The sequence below is a fragment of the Rhodoferax sediminis genome, assembly GCF_006970865.1.
GTDB classification, from domain to species: domain Bacteria; phylum Pseudomonadota; class Gammaproteobacteria; order Burkholderiales; family Burkholderiaceae_C; genus Rhodoferax_A; species Rhodoferax_A sediminis.
Genome location: NZ_CP035503.1, coordinates 1,096,865 through 1,114,019, shown reverse-complemented (window position 1 = coordinate 1,114,019; position 17,155 = coordinate 1,096,865). Strand labels below are relative to the sequence as shown.

The 17,155-nt window shown below is 61.3% G+C and carries 13 protein-coding genes; 9 read left to right on the top strand and 4 right to left on the bottom strand.

All coding sequences use genetic code 11. The features are described from left to right. Positions 1-3: 3 nt before the first annotated feature. The 4 genes from EUB48_RS05380 to EUB48_RS05365 all read left to right on the top strand — a co-directional run bounded on the left by EUB48_RS05380 (position 4) and on the right by EUB48_RS05365 (position 3,957). Positions 4-999, top strand: a complete 996-nt coding sequence (locus EUB48_RS05380) for a DUF58 domain-containing protein (RefSeq protein ID WP_142817954.1) — start codon at positions 4-6, stop codon at positions 997-999. A 24-nt stretch (positions 1,000-1,023) separates the two neighbouring features. After that, complete coding sequence (locus tag EUB48_RS05375; protein WP_142817953.1) at positions 1,024-2,079, top strand: VWA domain-containing protein; 1,056 nt, start codon at positions 1,024-1,026, stop codon at positions 2,077-2,079. A gap of 30 nt (positions 2,080-2,109) precedes the next feature. Then, positions 2,110-3,483, top strand: a complete 1,374-nt coding sequence (locus EUB48_RS05370) for a hypothetical protein (protein ID WP_142817952.1) — start codon at positions 2,110-2,112, stop codon at positions 3,481-3,483. Positions 3,484-3,594: 111 nt separating this feature from the next. Next, positions 3,595-3,957, top strand: a complete 363-nt coding sequence (locus tag EUB48_RS05365; RefSeq protein WP_142817951.1) for an SPW repeat protein — start codon at positions 3,595-3,597, stop codon at positions 3,955-3,957. Between the two features lie 1,194 nt (positions 3,958-5,151). Here the strand turns inward: EUB48_RS05365 and EUB48_RS05355 are convergent. From EUB48_RS05355 to EUB48_RS05340, 4 genes are all read right to left on the bottom strand, one after another. Then, positions 5,152-6,021 carry an ADP-polyphosphate phosphotransferase gene (locus EUB48_RS05355; RefSeq protein ID WP_142817949.1) on the bottom strand — a complete coding sequence of 290 codons (870 nt, stop codon included), beginning with the start codon at positions 6,019-6,021 and terminating at the stop codon, positions 5,152-5,154. Positions 6,022-6,223: 202 nt separating this feature from the next. Further along, positions 6,224-6,379: a DUF3096 domain-containing protein gene (locus EUB48_RS05350; RefSeq protein WP_142817948.1), complete on the bottom strand. Its 156-nt coding sequence runs from the start codon at positions 6,377-6,379 to the stop codon at positions 6,224-6,226. 69 nt (positions 6,380-6,448) lie between these two features. Continuing rightward, on the bottom strand, positions 6,449-7,582 hold the full coding sequence (locus EUB48_RS05345; protein ID WP_142817947.1) for an OmpA family protein: 1,134 nt from the start codon (positions 7,580-7,582) through the stop codon (positions 6,449-6,451). A 104-nt stretch (positions 7,583-7,686) separates the two neighbouring features. Further along, positions 7,687-9,033 (bottom strand): ice-binding family protein, encoded by a 1,347-nt coding sequence (locus EUB48_RS05340; RefSeq protein WP_142817946.1) that lies wholly within the window; start codon positions 9,031-9,033, stop codon positions 7,687-7,689. Between the two features lie 421 nt (positions 9,034-9,454). Between EUB48_RS05340 and EUB48_RS05335 the strand changes: the two genes are divergently transcribed. The 5 genes from EUB48_RS05335 to EUB48_RS05315 all read left to right on the top strand — a co-directional run bounded on the left by EUB48_RS05335 (position 9,455) and on the right by EUB48_RS05315 (position 17,155). Next, positions 9,455-10,174, top strand: coding sequence for a Crp/Fnr family transcriptional regulator (locus tag EUB48_RS05335; protein ID WP_210411743.1), 720 nt, complete (start codon positions 9,455-9,457; stop codon positions 10,172-10,174). Between the two features lie 142 nt (positions 10,175-10,316). Continuing rightward, positions 10,317-11,135 (top strand): PRC-barrel domain-containing protein, encoded by an 819-nt coding sequence (locus EUB48_RS05330; protein WP_244618339.1) that lies wholly within the window; start codon positions 10,317-10,319, stop codon positions 11,133-11,135. A 185-nt stretch (positions 11,136-11,320) separates the two neighbouring features. Continuing rightward, the gene (locus EUB48_RS05325) at positions 11,321-14,386 is read left to right on the top strand and encodes a chemotaxis protein CheB (protein WP_142817944.1); all 3,066 of its coding nucleotides are present in this window, start codon (positions 11,321-11,323) and stop codon (positions 14,384-14,386) included. Then, positions 14,370-16,565 carry a hybrid sensor histidine kinase/response regulator gene (locus EUB48_RS05320; RefSeq protein WP_168226703.1) on the top strand — a complete coding sequence of 732 codons (2,196 nt, stop codon included), beginning with the start codon at positions 14,370-14,372 and terminating at the stop codon, positions 16,563-16,565. Before EUB48_RS05325 ends, EUB48_RS05320 begins: the two co-directional genes overlap by 17 nt. Continuing rightward, positions 16,562-17,155 (top strand): chemotaxis protein CheB, encoded by a 594-nt coding sequence (locus tag EUB48_RS05315; protein WP_142817942.1) that lies wholly within the window; start codon positions 16,562-16,564, stop codon positions 17,153-17,155. Before EUB48_RS05320 ends, EUB48_RS05315 begins: the two co-directional genes overlap by 4 nt.

Here is a 17,155-nt window from a genome sequence, read left to right as displayed (position 1 = left end):
GCCATGTGGACCCGCACCCAACCCGTCCCCCCCGCGTCCGCCGCGCCCGCCCTGGCGTCGACGCCCGGGACCGAGCACGTGCTGCGCCGATTGGAATGGACCGTGATCCGCCGGCTCGACGGGCTGCTGCAGGGTGACTACCGCACGCTGTTGCGCGGCGCCGGGCTGGACCTGGCCGACCTGCGCGAGTACCAGCACTTCGATGACGTGCGCCACATTGACTGGAACGTCACGGCGCGGCTGCAGCAAACCCATGTGCGCGTGTTCACCGAAGACCGCGAGATGAGCGCCTGGTTTTTGCTGGACCTGAGCCCCTCGGTCGATTTTGGCTCGGGCGAGCAGCGCAAGCGCCACGTGTCCACCGAGTTCGTGGCCGTGCTGGCGCGGCTGCTGACGCGTCACGGCAACCGCGTCGGTGCGCTCTTGTACGGCGCCGGGGTGGACACCGTGATTCCGCCGGGCGGCGGGCGCCGGCATGTGCTGCACCTGCTGCACGCCATGCAAAACCGCCCGCTCGCCGGCGACACCGGCGGCACCCGGCTGCACGAGCTGCTGGCATCGGCCGCCGCGGTAGTGCGGCGCCGCTCCACGCTGTTTGTGGTGTCCGATTTCATCAGCGAACCCGGCTGGGAAAAGCCGCTGGGCGAGCTGGCGCGGCGCCACGACGTGGTGGCGGTGCGGCTGCTCGATCCGATGGAGCTGGATTTGCCCGACCTCGGGCTCATCCCCATCCGCGATGCCGAAACCGGCGAACAGCTGCTGGTAGACACGCACGACGCGGGCTTTCGCAAGCGCTTTGCGCGGATTGCGGCGCAGCGCGAGGCGGAACTGCGCCAGGCGCTGGCACGCGCGGGCGTCGACACGCTGGAGCTGTGCACCGACGATGACCTGGTGGCATCGGTGCTGCGCTTTACCGACTTGCGCAAGCGCCGCAGCCGGCTCCCGGGCGCCGGCGCGCCGGTCAGCCCGCTGTCCGCGCACCTGCATGTGGCGGCCTGAGCCAGCTATTACGGAGACGATGCCATGACCTCGCCCGTCACCTTTCTTTGGCCCCAGCTGCTGTGGCTGCTGCTGGCGCTGCCGCTGCTGGCGGCGCTGTATATCTGGCTGTTGCGCCGCAAGAAGAAGCTGGCGCTGCGCTATGCCAGCCTGTCCATCGTCAAGGAGGCCATGGGCCCGGGCCAGAGCCTGCGCCGCCACATCCCGCCGCTGCTGCTGCTGCTGGCCATTGCCGCCATGCTGCTGGCGGCGGCGCGCCCCCTGGCCGTGATCACCTTGCCGATGCAGCAGGACACCATCATTTTGGCGATGGATGTGTCGGGCAGCATGCGCGCCACCGATGTGCTGCCCAGCCGTCTGGTCGCGGCCCAGAACGCCGCCAAGGCGTTTCTCGCGGAGTTGCCGCGCAGCGTGCGCGTGGGCATCATCGCCTTTGCGGGCACGGCCTCGGTGGTGCAGGCCCCGACCCTGAACCACGATGACCTGGTGAGCGCCATCGACCGCTTCCAGCTGCAGCCGGGCACCGCCATCGGCAACGGCATCGTGCTGTCGCTGGCGACCCTGTTCCCCGACGCCGGCATCGACCTCGAGGCGATGGTCGACGGCGCGGGGGGCCCCCACGGGATCGCGATCGACAAAAGCGCGCCCGGGGCGGGGAAAAAATTCACGCCGGTGACACCTGGCTCGTACAACACGGGGGCCATCATCCTGCTCACCGATGGCCAGCGCACCACCGGCGTGGACACCATGGAGGCGACCAGCATGGCGGCCGATCGCGGGGTGCGCGTGTACACCGTGGGCGTGGGCACGGTCGATGGCGAGACCATCGGCTTTGATGGCTGGTCGATGCGCGTGCGGCTCGACGAAGACACGCTCAAGGCCATCGCCAACAGCACCCGGGCCGAGTACTTTTATGCCGGCACCGCGGACAGCCTGAAAAACGTCTATGAAACCCTGCGCTCACGGCTGTCCGCCGAGAAAAAGGAGACCGAAATCTCCGCCCTGCTGGCACTCGCCGCCGCGCTGCTGAGCGTCGCCGCTGCGGGACTGTCGCTCTTGTGGTTCAACCGCATTCTCTGAAAGGCACGCATGCCACCACGATCCTCTGGCATGAGCCGGAACAGCCCGAACACCTTGTACCGGTATTGCCGCAGCATCCGCTGGCTGGTTTTCGTCGCGCTGACGGGCACCGCGACCCTGTCCTTCGCCTGGAGCGACCACACCCTGGGCACCTGGCAGGCGCTGGCTGCGATGCCAGCGATCGCCGCGGCGCCCCCCGTTGCCGCGGAAACCCTGGACGCGTTCCTTGCGGCCGAAGACACGGGCCTGCAGGCCCTGCTGGCGCAGGAGGAGCAATGGGCCCGCCGCTACGTCCCTGCGTATCCGCCGCGGCCGGATGCCTTGCAGTTCCAGGCCGGCGGCCCGCCCGCCACGCGCAGGCAGCGCTTCATGGCGGCCCTGCGCATCAATCCCGACTGCCAATTGCCGCTGTTCCTGCAGATGCGCCCCGGCACGCAGCCACCGCCCGGATCAAACCTGCCCTGGACCGAGGTCACGACACTGCGGCGCGACACCACGGCCCGCGAAACCCAATACCAGCGCCTTCGCCCGGGAGAGCAAGTCGCGGTGCTGGAGGTCATCGCCAGCGCGTCCGGGGAGCCCGACGACGGCCTGGACATCGGGCTGTGGGAAGACAACGGCACGCCCTATGGGCACCTCTACGGTTTCGGCAAGCAGCCATTCGGCGACCCGGCACTCGAGTTCTCGACGCAGGCGCCGTTTCACATGGGCTTCTTCCATGAGTCCTGGATCATCTACAAGGCAGCCGGATTCCTGCGCCGCACCTACCCCGAATACCGAATCCACCTGTACCGGTCGCTGGCGGCATATGCGCTCAAGAGCGGGCATCCGTATTGGGGCTGGCGCTTTGCGGGATGGGCATTGCACTACGTGCAGGACTTGACGCAGCCCTACCACGCGACCGTGCTGCCGGGCGTGGGCACGGCGCGCATGCTGTGGATCAACGCCCTCGATATCGCGGGAAGGCCCGGGGCCAAGGACCGGGCCATCCGGCTGGTCTCGAACCGCCATCTGGCGCTCGAAAACTACCAGTACCACCGCATGCGGGACGCGTATTTACACAAGAACCCCACCGATGCCCTGCTGCGCGCCACGCGCAATACATCAAAGGATGCCGCGCAGGCCCCCTGGTCGGACGCCACCCCGCGCCAGGTCGTGAGCCAGCAGGCGCACGACTGGGCGGATCGGACCGACCGCATGCTGGAGCACGCCCTGCCCGCCAAATACATCTCCGACCCGGCCTACGTGTTGGAACAGACCGAGCCCGACATCGACCTGTTCGCCGTGATGCAGCGCGCACCGCAAGCCATGCAGGACGACATGACCCAGCTGGTGTCGGACCTGATGCAGCATTTCGGCACGCAGTCGCGCGTGTTCATCGCGTCGTTCCTGCCAAAACCCTGAGCATGCGCAGGCGGGCCCGCCTGTGGCCCAGTTACATCACGGAACAAAGCGCAACGGATCCTGTCTAAATTTCGTCGGCTGGCGTTTCCGCCGGCGACAGGAGGTGTCATCATGAAGCAGTTGAAACATTGGCAAGACCCGGTGAACGCCCTGTTGGGGGTATGGGTCGTTCTCTCGCCGTGGGCCCTGGGCTTCCAGGACATGACGACGGCCATGGCCAACGCGGTCATCATCGGACTGGCGCTGATCGCCGCCTCGCTGGGGGCGATGATCGTGCCGCGCGCCTGGGAAGAGTGGACCGAAGGCATTCTGGGGCTCTGGCTGGTCATATCGCCTTGGGCACTGCAGTTCAGCGCGCAGCGCGACGCCATGCTCGCGGCGGTGATTAGCGGCATCGTGATCCTGGCGCTCGCGCTGTGGACACTCTTGACCGACAAGGACTACAACAACTGGACACACGGGGCGGCGCACTGAGCCGCCCGCGGTAGTACTGAACGCCTGTTGAACGCGCCATGGACGCCCATGGCGCGGGGGGTGGGCCTGCGCCGGCGCCCCGGGTTGGCCGGGCGAGCTTTCATTCGGCTATGACAAACTGCCAGCGGCAGTGCGACCCCGGCCGCAACGATCGGCGGACACTGCGTCGCATACAGCGCCAGGCCGGTTCGTCGCAAGCGCCGGCCGCCGCCGGGCAAAGCCCTGATTTTTTGGCAACCGGCCCGCAGTCCACTGATTAAACGGGGAAAGTTGTCCAGACAAGCGGAGCCGCTTCCTGGTGCGTTTGCGTGGGCGCCGCCATGGAGCGGTCTGGTAAAGAACCAGGCTATGCGCGCTAGCGCACAGATTGGATGGCCACGGGCGCGTAGCCTGATCGTTAACGGTCATGTCCTGAAGCAATCAGCGGCTGATCCGTTTTTTCCCGTGGCGAAGGTCCGATCTCCTGACGCCGGTTATTGCTGCCAGAAACTGATCAATTCTAGGGAATTGCTCTCACTGATGTAGGCAGTTCTCGTAACCTAAACAGAAGGAATCATCATGAAATATTCGAAACTGATCATCGCTACGCTAATGACACTCTCTTTGAGCGCCTGCTTTACCGTTCCTGCGGGACCCCCTGGACCACAAGGCAATACAGGTGACACCGGCGCCACCGGGCACACCGGACACACTGGCGCGACAGGTAATACGGGTGCCACCGGATATACCGGCGCAACGGGTAATACGGGTGCCACCGGATATACCGGCGCCACAGGTGGCACGGGTGCCACCGGTGACACTGGCGCTACCGGTAACACGGGTGCAACCGGATACACCGGCGCCACTGGTAGCACCGGTGCAAGAGGCAACACTGGCGCGCGCGGAGCCACAAATGGCAGCACCATAGTGGTCGTTCCGCCGGCTCAGTAGCCGCGGAGGCGATGAACAGTCTGTGGCGGCACCCCGATTCGTGACGAAGGTGGTGGTGACCGCTCTGCTGATCGGTATCGGTTCCCTGTTCGTGTAAGACCTTGCCGCATCGACGTCGCGCACGGCCGACCTCCAGGGACGCGATGAAGGCGGGGTGAGGTTTGGACTGCGCTGCGGCTGCATTGCGGGCTCCATGGCCTCACTTCCATGAAGACGTGTAGGGGCCATCGAGCCGCCCGTCCGTGCGCTGGCGAACACCCGCTCTCACTTCGCGAGACGCTCGCGGATAGTCAGCAATTCCTGGCGGCGCTTCGGACTCGTTTTGGGGTAGGCAAGCTTGAGTTCCTCGAGCGTATCGAGCACTATCCTGGAGACAATCAGCCGGGCGTTTTCCTTGTCGTCGGCGGGTACGACATACCAGGGTGCTGCGCTCGTGCTTGTGGCGCTGAGGCACTCCTCATAGGCCTTCATGTAGTGCCTCCAGAATTTTCTCTCTTCAATGTCCGCCAGGCTGAATTTGAAGTTTTTTTCCGGCTCGTCGATCCGCTCGAGAAAGCGTTTTCGCTGCTCGTCCTTCGAGAGGTGGAGATAGAACTTTACGATGCGCGTTCCGTTGTCGTGCAGATGTCTCTCCAGATTCGCGATCGAGCGGTAGCGGTCGCGCCAGAGCACCTTGTCGCCGCGCGGCGTGTTCGGCAGCCCCTCACTGCGCAGAATATTGCGATGCACGCGCACGATCAAAACCTCTTCGTAGTAAGACCGGTTGAAGATGCCGATCCGGCCGCGTTCCGGCAAATCGCGCGTGCTACGCCACAGAAAATCGTGTTGCAGTTCTGCGGGGCTGGGATGCTTGAAACTGAACACCTGGCAGCCTTGCGGATTGACGCCGGACATCACATGCTTGATGGCGCCGTCTTTGCCGGCCGCATCCATGGCCTGAAAAATCAGCAGAACGGCATAGCGGTTGGAGGCGTAGAGAAGCTGCTGTTGCGAACTGAGTTGCGCCACGTGCTCGCTCAGGAGTTCCTGGTATTGCTCCTTCGACTTGTATACGGGATCGACGGTGGTGGGCCACTTTTTGAGGGTGACCCCGTCTCCCTCCCGCACCCGAAAATCCTTTGCATTGATCTTCATTCGCATCCTTTCGGCGGCGAGTCGACGCAAGCAGGCGTTGCCGGCACCGCGATGCACTGTTATACGCTGGCCACGGCAACACAGTCTATGACGATGCGCAGCCCACGCTGATACAGAAGATCGAGGCGGTTCGTGGATTGGCGGTCTGCCTGTGTCGCCGCATGAGTCCCATTCAACGCCGGTTTTTAATCGGCATCATTGCCTATTGCAGGTGCAAGGCCCCGACGCCGAACAGGCCCACCAGACCGATCACGATCAGATAGATGGCCACGATGAAGTTCAGGAGCCTGGGCATCACCAGGATGAGGATCCCTGCAATGAGCGAGATCAGGGGCGTCAGGCTGAGGTGAAGGTTCACGTGATCTCCTATGCTGTCGTGTCAAAAAAAGGGCAAACGGATTCCCGTGCAGATCCGGGCGGGCGCGTTTTACCTCGTGCCGGAGACTTCGACCTCCACGCGGCGATCGGGCTGCAGGCAGGCAATCAATGCCTTGGTAGCCTTGTTGCCTTTGCAATCGCCGGGTTTCGTCACGGGATCTGATCCGTCCATGCCTTTGGCGGCAATCTTGCCGGCCGGGATCCCTGTGGATTCCGCCAGGTAGCTCTTGACCGCTTCGGCGCGGCGCGTCGAAAGTTTCAGGTTGTAGTCGTGCGAGCCGATCCGGTCAGTGTGCCCCGTGACGGCAATCGCATCAAAGCTGGCGCCCTTCAGGTCTGCCGCAAACTTGTCGAGCGCCTGCCTGCCCTCGGGCTTGACGGCCGCCTTGTCAAAATCGAAAAGGGAATCCGCTGAGAAAGTGACCCTGGTGGGTGGCGCAGGCGGCGGCATCACGGCCACGGGTTCAGGCGCCGGCATGATGGCGGCCACTGGTTCGGGCGCAGCCTCGCGCGGGGCCGGGGCCTGCGCTTTCGCGCCGAACCGGTAGACCAGGCCGACCGAGACCAGATCAACGTCCCCTTTATTGCCGACGGCATCGTTGACGCGGTAGCGCTCGGCCTCGACGCGCATGGCCAGTGCATCATTGAATGCGTATTGAACCCCCACGCCAAACTTGTAGTTCGTGTCACGCTTGCTCGGGTTGGCGCTGGGGTAGGGCACAGTGACCGCTCCCGTGCCGGAAAATGAGTCCCTGGCTTGACTATTGGTCACGCCGACCCGGCCAAGCACCGACAGCTTTTCGGTGACCGGCAAAATGCCGACCGCGTCGAGATTCCATCCCCGCAAGCGGATATTTCCTGTCAGCGTTCCCGCAGGTACTGTGGTCGCCGTAAAGCCGAACCTGCCCAGATCGAAATAGCCGCCTTCAAGGGCGAAATTCCTATTGAACTGGTAACCGCCAAAAACCTTGCCGCCGGTAGAGCGATCCTGATCGGTGATCGAGGTCGTTGCCAGACCTCGGGTCAGCAGCCCACTGGTGATTCTCGCGTCATCGATGGTCGCAGCGGACCGGCCCACGTTGGCCCCGCCATACCAGCCCAGATCGTCCGCCATCGCGAATTGGCTGGTGATGACGGCGATTGCCGCCAAACCCAGTCTTCCTGAGATTCTTGTTAATTTCATGTTTTTCTCCAAAATGGCCTGCTCAAATTCATCGGATTTCACCCGTGCCTCGGGCGCTTCCTGATATCACTGCTTTTGCGTTGGTCGGACTGCGTCAGGCCTTTTCACTTGCACGTGGGAGGTGCATTTGCATTCCCCGGCACGGATACGACGTTGGAGTCGAAGACAAATGCACCAGCCGTAAACGCCCCGGCAAACAGCCTGCCACACGAGGTCGCGCCGGTAGTCATCGTGACATTCGCCGAGGCCAGGATGTTGCCTTGCCATTCAGAGTTCGTTCCAAGCGTTGCCGAAGTGCCCGCCTGCCACCAGACATTGGATGCCTTGGCTCCATTGATCAGGAGGATGCGGGTGTGAGTTCCAGGGGAAGCGGCACCGGCTGCCGAACCGACGGTGCTTGCCGACTGGAAGACAAAAACGGCATCGGGGTTGCCCTGGGCGTCCAGCGTGAGGTCGTTCCCGATCAGAATCGACGTGTTGGATGTATACACGCCAGGATAGAACAGGTTCTGTCCGGCCACGAGTGCACTGCCGGTCGTGGCGCCCAAACCGGTGGGGGCTGCTATCGGTGTGCCTCCTCCCAATGAACCAGCGGCTGGCGGCCCGGCCGGAGGCGTGATGCTGAGAAACGCCGACCGCAAGTCGTTGGTGACAGCATTTGCAGTGGTTGTATCCGGGTACGTGGGCGTGACGACGATCCCGCTGATGGTCGGAGGTGAGCCTGCGCAAAGGCCAAAACCGCCCACGTTATCAACTGTCACGGCATTGCACGTCGCATTTGGATTCAGCACGGCATTCCCATTGATGTGACTGATGGGCGCGGTGGGGGTGTTGGTGACTCCGGCAGTAGCCGCAATCCCGAACGGGGCGGCCGAACCGAGGTTGACCGGTGCCGGACCAGCAGCAGCGGGTGTGACTGTCTTGAAGCTCCATGCATAGTTACAGCCGATCGGGACGCCATTGGCACTTGTGGCACCCTGGATAACTGCCGTATAGGACGTGCCGGCCAGGAGCGCTGACGATGTTGTCAAAGTTGCCGTCTGGGTGGCGACGTTATAGGTCACCGACGCAGGCACAAGCGCCGCCCCGCCCGCTGGCGCCAGCGCGAAGGTGGTCGCATTGATCGTTGCGGCATTCATCGCCAGACTGAAAGTGGCAGTGACCAATTTGCCGCCGCCAGCAACCCCATTGGTGCTGGTGGTGGCAAACTGGTTGCCACTGGTGGGATCCGTCAGGGTCACCGTGGGGGTGGTGGGCCCAGCTGCTGCTGCACATGTGGCACCAGGGATGATCGCGCCAGGGGGTGGAACAAGAGCGGCTCCGGCGACTCCGCTACCGCCTATGCCCAGAATCGGATCACGCCCTCCGCCGCCACAACCCACCACCAAAACACTCAGCAGCAATGCCATGAACCACGGCAGGACGCTGGAACAGCGCTCGAATTTATTCATTTGTTGACCCTCTTCTTCTAATCCAGAAAACCATCAATGCCACGGACCGACGCCTGATCGATGCGCAAGTTGACAGTCTGCGTTGTCGCTTTCGCACAATGCGTCGCGTGCTGCAGTGTTCCGTGTCGTCCCAATGAAGTCTGTGCGCTAGCCCACATAAGGGAAAAGGTCTGTGCGTTCGAGGAGACACCGCGGGTCACGCCGAAGCGGACGCCGCCAGCTGGCGCCATAACAACATGTTGGCTATCGCACATACAAGATGGCGTCAGCCTTCTACATTCGGGACAAAGTCTATTCAAGGGTGTCACTGCGGCAATCACTGGAGCTAGGCTCATCCCTAAGGTTCGCGATGCCTGTCCCTCCCCCCGCAACGAAGACTCGGGCCAGCGCTGCACCGGCAGCCCCACACCGGGGATCCGCGATGGCCCATTCGCACGAGATAAAACTGAATCGCCTGCTGGGCGCGTTGCCGGACACCGTGTTGAAGCATTGGTTGCCACAACTTGAATTGATCAACCTGCCACTGGGTCAGGTGCTGTACGAGTCAGGCAAAACCGAGCACTTCGTGTACTTTCCGACCTCCGCCATCGTTTCGCTGCTGTACGTGATGAAAAATGGTGATTCCGCCGAAATCGCCGTGGTCGGCAACGAGGGCATTGTCGGCATCTCCCTGTTCATGGGGGGAAATTCCACACCCAGCCGTGCCGTGGTGCAAAGCGCAGGCAAGGGCTTTCGGCTGAAAGCACAGATCATGAAAGACGAGTTTGATCAATCCGGGCCGGTGGCGCGTTTGCTGCTGCGCTATACCCAGGCGCTGATCACGCAAATGGCACAGACGGCGGTCTGTAACCGGCACCATTCTCTGGACGAGCAACTGTGTCGCTGGCTATTGTTGAGCCTGGATCGTCTGCCAGGCAATGAACTCGTGATGACGCAGGAATTGATTGCCAACATGCTCGGCGTGCGTCGCGAAGGCGTGACAGAGGCCGCGCTCAAGGTGCAAAAGGCGGGGCTGATCAGCTACGCGCGCGGCCGCATCAAGGTGCTGGATCGCAAGGGGCTGGAAAAACGCAGTTGCGAGTGTTACGAAGTAGTCAAAAACGAGTATGACCGCTTGCTGCCTGCGGAACTGGCGACATAGTTCGTGCCGTGTGCGCAAGCGAACAGACGCGAGCCGTACATCACGTCTACCCTTTACCAGTGCTTCGGTGCGGCCATTTCATTTTTACCGGGCTCGCGAAGACGTTCGATACTTTTGAAGGAGAACCATTATGTTGCGCAGCATGAAATCCCTGGAAGACTACGCCATCGGTGCGACCGACGGCACGGTCGGCCAGGTGAAGGACTTCTATTTCGACGACCAGACGTGGGTCGTGCGCTACCTCGTGGTCGACACGGGTACCTGGCTCGCCAATCGCAGCGTGCTGATTTCACCGATCGTCATCAACCAGCCAGACTGGATCAAAAAGAATTTTTCCGTCTCGATCACGAAAGCTCAGGTCAAGGACAGTCCGGCCATCGATACCCAAAAGCCGGTTTCGCGGCAGCACGAAATGGACCACCTCGCCTACTACGGCTTCCAGTACTACTGGGGCGGCGGCGGGTTGTGGGGGGCCGGCATGTACCCGAACGAGATACTTCCCGGCTACGAGGGCTACGGCTCACCCGCTGCCGAACGCGCCGAGGAAGACAACGCATATGCACGCTCGCAGGAATCGCGCCAGCGCGATGACGACCCTCACCTGCGCAGCTGCAATGCCGTGGTCGGCTATCACATCCATGCAAGCGACGGCGACATCGGCCACGTCTGGGGGCTGCTCATGGACGAGGAAACCTGGGCCATCCGTTACCTGGTTGTGGACACGAGCAACTGGTGGCTGGGGCACAAGGTGCTCATCGCGCCGCCATGGATCAAGGACTTGAACTGGGTCGACGGCACCGTCTCGGTCAATCTGACCCGCCAGGCCGTGAAAGACGCTCCGGCCTACGACGCAGCGATGGATCTCAATCGCACACAGGAACGAGGTCTGCACGAACATTACGGGCAAGCCGGGTACTGGTCGGACGGCGTGAAGATGGAGACCGACATCAATCGTAAATAGCGCGATGCCTTCGCTTGCGCATTGCCCGTGAGGACCAAAATCTTAGGTTAAAACACGTCATGGGCCTTATGGGTTCTTCACTGGTAGCTATATTTTCGGTAGCGCGCTCCGGCAGATGCACCCATAAGGGCTACACTGAACCTTTGGGATTACCCAATAGATTTCTTGTTGCATTGAGGGTGAGCATGACGACAACGCAAAAGGGCAGCGCGCCCGAGCATCCGGCGCCTGAAAGCGGCAAGAGCAGCGAGGCGCAGCCCCCCGTCGAACTTGCCGCCGCGGATTTTCCCATTGTCGGTATCGGCGCCTCGGCCGGTGGGCTGGCGGCCATTGAGGCTTTCTTTTCCGGTATGCCAGCCGACTCCGATCCAGGCATGGCCTTTGTCCTGGTGCAACATCTGGCGCCCGACCACACCAGCATCCTCACTGAACTTGTGCAGCGCACCACGCGCATGAAAGTCTTCGAGGTGCAGGACGGCATGGCCGTGCAAGTGAACTGTGTCTACATCATTCCGCCCAACCGCGACATGGCGTTTTTGAACGGCACGCTGCAGTTGCTCGAACCCTCGGCGCCGCGCGGCCACCGGCTGCCGATTGATTTCCTGTTTCGCTCGCTGGCGCAGGACCAGCACGAGCGGGCCATCGGCATTGTGCTGTCGGGCACCGGCAGCGACGGCACCCTGGGCGTGCGGGCCATCAAGGGTGAAGGTGGCATGGTCATGGTGCAGAATCCCGACTCCTGCGAGTTTGATGGCATGCCGCGCAGTGCCGTGGCCACCGGTCTGGTGGACTACGAGCTCCCCCCGGCCGAGATGGCGGTGCAACTGCTGGCTTACGTTGGCCATGCATTTGGCAAGCCCCCCCGGGTTGCCACTGTCGCGGCGCCTCAAAACGAGAATGCGCTGAAAAAGATCTTCATCTTGCTGCACACCCAGACCGGACACGATTTTTCCCATTACAAGACCAGCACCATCTACCGCCGCATCGAGCGGCGCATGGCGGTTCACCAGGTCGATTCAATCGACAGTTACGTCAAGTACCTGCAGCAAACGCCCCTCGAAGCACAAGAGCTGTTTCGCGACCTGCTGATCGGGGTGACCAATTTTTTCCGTGACCCCGAAGCCTTCGAGGTGCTTGAAAAGCAGGTCATTCCCAAACTTTTTGACGGCAAGACCGCCGGCGCGGTGATTCGGGTATGGTCAGCCGGGTGTTCCACCGGCGAAGAGGCCTATTCCATCGCCATCCTGCTGCAGGAGCGCCTCGATCTGCTTCGGCAAAGCTACAAGGTGCAGCTCTTCGCCACCGACATCGACAGCCGTGCCATTGCCACAGCCCGTGCCGGTATTTATCCCGCCAACATTGCCGGTGATATTTCGCCTGCGCGATTGGCGCGCTTTTTTACCGCCGAGTCCGATGGCAGCGCTTACCGCGTGCGCAAAGGTCTTCGCGACATGCTGGTTTTTTCCGAGCATGACCTGATCAAGGACCCGCCGTTTTCAAAACTGGACCTGATCAGTTGCCGCAACGTCCTGATCTATATGGGCACCGACTTGCAAAAGAAACTGATTGCCCTTTTTCACTACGCCTTGATGCCTGGCGGTATGCTTTTTTTGGGCACATCGGAAACCGTGGGTGAATTGAGTGGCCTGTTCGCCGTGCTGGATCGCAAGGCCAAGGTGTATCAGAGCAAAGAGGATTTCCAGGGCCCGAAGCGCACCGCAATTAGTCGCGTTCTGTCGCACCTGCAGCCCGCGACGGCCAGGAATGGCGTGCGGGCGCTGATGGCCGGGCCAACGACACTCCCCACGAGGAAGCCGTCCCTGCGCGAACTGACCGAGCAAGCCCTGTTGCAACAGGTCAGCCCGGCCGGCGCGCTGGTCAATGACCAGGGTGACATCCTTTACCTGCATGGCCGCACCGGCATGTTCCTGGAGCCGGCCGCGGGCGACGCGGGCATCAACAACATCCTGAAAATGTCGCGCGAAGGATTGCGGCGAGATTTGACCACGGCCCTGCACAAGGCGGCCATCACCAACGAGCGCGTGCGCACGCCGGGCCTGCGCGTTAAAACCAACGGCCACTTCACGCTGGTCAACCTCACCGTCTGCCCGCTGACGCAGGGTGTTGCCACTGCACTGGAGTCGTCCCTGTTCCTGGTCATTCTGGAAGAAGCACCTGCACCGGATGCTCACGAGGGGCCGCAGGCCGTACTGCCCTTCATCGCCGACAAGGATGCCGGCGCGCAGATTGCGGAGCTCAATGAAGAGATCCGGACCCAGGAGGAACACCTTCATGCCGCGAATGAGGAGCTGGAGACATCCAATGAAGAGCTCAAGTCGTCCAACGAAGAATTGCAGTCGGTCAACGAAGAGCTGCAGTCCACCAACGAGGAGCTGGAGACCTCCAAGGAAGAATTGCAATCCATCAACGAAGAACTGGCCACCGTGAATACCGAGCTGCAAACCAAGGTGACGGATCTGTCGCGGGCCAATAACGACATGAACAACTTGCTGGCGGGCACCGGCATTGGTACCGTCTTTGTCGACCACGATCTGCGCATCCTGCGCTTTACCCCCGCGGCGACGCCGATCATTCACCTGATCCAGAGCGACGTGGGCCGGCCCATCGCACACCTTGCGTCCAACCTGGTCGGCTACGACAACCTGGTGGCAGATTCGCAAAGCGTGCTGAAAACGCTGCTCCCCAAGGAAATAGATGTCATGACGACGGAAGGCAAGTCCTATACCTTGCGCATTCTGCCCTACCGCACACTTGACAATGTCATTGAAGGCGCAGTCATCACCTTTGTCGAAATCACGGAGATGGTTCGCGCCCGCGAAGCGCTGCGCGCGGCCAATGAACTCGCGCGCCTGGCCGTGGTGGTGCGCGATGCGTTTGACGCCATTACCGTGCAGGACCTCGATGGCCGCATCATTGCCTGGAACCCCGGCGCGGTGCGCATGTACGGCTGGACCGAGACTGAGGCCCTGAAAATGAACGTGCGCAGCCGGATTCCGGCTGCATTGCAGCAAGAATCCCTGGCCAGCATGCATCGACTCAGCCACTCTGAAACGCTGGAGCCCTACCAAACCCAACGGATCGCCAAGGACGGCAGCATCAAGGATATCTCGTTGACATCCACCGCATTGGTCAACGAATCGGGCCAAATGTATGCCATTGCCACCACAGAGCGAACGCTGGCACCAAAAATCACCCAGGCGGTGGAGGCGCGCAATGCAAGCCCCGAATAAAACGAGTGGCAACGGCAAGCCTGTGGCCATTTCGGCGCAGGCTTTGCGCGAGCGTGCTGAAGAGATAGCCCGCAAAAAAACGCCCCTGGCGTCAAGAAATCCGGAGAAGCTGTCGCCAGGCGACATGCGGCAAACGCTTCATGAACTGCAGGTGCATCAAATCGAACTGGAGATGCAAAACGAAGAACTCCGGCAGGCGCAATTGCAACTGGACACCGCCAAGGCACGATATTTTGATCTCTATGACCTCGCCCCGGTGGGTTACTGCACCGTCAGCGAGCCAGGGCTGATTCTGGAAGCCAATTTCGCCGCCGCCACGCTGCTGGGGATGGGCAGAGGAGAACTTGTTGGGCAGCGGTTCAGCCGGTTTATCTTCAAAGCGGACCAGGATATTTACTACCTGTGTCGCAAACAGCTTACGACCGGTGAAGCGCAAAGATGCGAGTTGCGAATGGTGAATGACGGCGGCAGCCCGTGCTGGGTGCAACTGGCGGCCAGCGCCGCGCAGGATGCCGACGGCGCGCACGTGACGCGCGTCGTCCTGAGCGACGTCAGCAACCGCAAACTGATGGAGGCTGCGATACAGGAGAGCGAGGAACAGTATCGCACCTTGTTCGAGTTGGTGCCCGTGGCCGTCTATTCCATTGATACCCAAGGCGTGATTCACAAATTCAATCGCAAAGCTGCGGAATTGTGGGGCCGCAGGCCAGCGCCAACCGATACCGACGCGCGGTTTTGTGGCTCGCTCAAGTTGTTTCATCCGGACGGAACTTTTATGCCCCACGATCAGTGCCCCATGGCCGAGGTGGTGAGCGGGAAAATATCGGAAGTTCATGACACGGAAGTGCTCATCGAGCGGTCCGGCGGCTCGCGGGTGACTGTGGTCGTGAATATCAGACCGCTGAAGAACCAGCACGGAGAGGTCACGGGAGCCGTCAATTGTTTTTACGACATCACCGAGCGCAAACAGCTCGAATTGGAGCTGAAGATCGCGATGGCCGCTGCAGAAAAAGCCAATCGCGCGAAATCGGATTTCCTTTCCGGCATGAGCCACGAGCTGCGCACGCCGCTCAACGCCATCCTCGGCTTTGCCCAGCTTATTGAATCGGGTACCCCGGCGCCCACAGCCCCGCAAAAGCGCAGCGTCGATCAAATTCTTCACGCCGGCTGGTACTTGCTGGAACTCGTCAACGGAATCCTTGACCTGGCGCTGGTCGAGTCCGGCAAGTTGTCGCTGTCGAGAGAAACCACGTCGCTGGCCGGGCTCATGCAGGAATGCGCGACCATGATCGAACCGCAAGCGAACCAACGCGGTATTACCCTGACATTTCCTTCTCCGGAGCTGCCCTACTTTGTCAATGCTGACCGCACGCGGATGAAGCAGATACTTGTCAATCTTTTGTCCAATGCGATTAAATACAACAGGGTGGGAGGAACGGTGAATGTGACTTGCACCCAGGTTTCACCCGAGCGCATCCGGATTTGTGTGGAAGACGCCGGCGAAGGTTTGAGCCAGGAGAATATCCGGCACCTTTTTGAGCCATTCAACCGCCTCGGGCGCGATGCACTCGCTGAAGAGGGAACCGGCATAGGACTGGTGATGGCCAAGCGGCTGGTCGAAATGATGGGAGGCATCATTGGCGTGGAAAGTACTGTCGGCAAGGGTAGTACGTTCTGGATCGAAATGGACCTGACGACAAGAAGGCAGGCTTCCCAGGCCACTGATGCGCCCCAGGCGCTGGTGCAGCCTCAAGCAAATGCGCCGTTGCGCACACTGCTCTATGTCGAGGACAACCCGGCCAACCTGATGTTGGTGGAGAGTCTGGTTGAGCGTCGCCCCGATATGCGCTTACTATCTGCAAGGGATGGCAACAGGGGGGTCGAGATTGCCCGTGCTGCGCTGCCCGATATCATCTTGATGGACATCAACCTGCCTGACATCAGCGGCGTCGAGGTGTTGAAACTCTTGCGCAAGGACCTTGCAACGGCCCACATTCCGGTGCTTGCCCTGAGTGCCGATGCCCTCCCCCGCGATATAGACAAAGGTCTGGAAGCGGGATTCTTCAGGTACCTCACAAAACCCATCAGGATCGACGCATTTATGGCTACGATGGACGAGGCGCTGGAGTTTGCGAAAACGCAATCTGTTCGCGCCGCCAAAGACAGGCAGCTTCAATGAAAAACTTCCCTATTGTTTGCGTGGGCGGCTCGGCCGGTGGCCTGGACGCCTATATCCGGCTATTGCAAAATCTTCCAGCAGACATGGGGGTGGCGATCGTGATCGTGAACCACATCACCATCATGCCGACCCAACTGCATGAAGTTCTTCCCCGCTTCACAGCTATGCCGGTTGAGCTCATCACCGAAAGATTGGTGGTCGAGCCCGACCATGTATTTATCATCCCTGCCAATCGGGATTTGCATGTCGGCGACGGCGTGTTTCTGCTAAAGCCCATATCGAAGCCTCGGGGCTGGCCTGATGTCATCACCGTTTTTTTGCGCTCCCTCACCGATTGCTGGGATGGCAAGCTGATTGCCGTGATTGTCTCCGGCTATGACGGCGATGGGGCCGCCGCCCTGTGCGGCATCAAGGAGGTGGGCGGCATCACCATCGCACAAAAACTCAGCACGGCGAATCAGCCCGACATGCCGCAGAGTGCCATTGCCAGCGGCTGCATCGATTTTGTCCTGTCGCCGGAAGATATCGCCCGGGAAATTGTGCGCATTGCGCACGATGAAGTTAGTACGAGCCAATCGCGAGGAAATTGA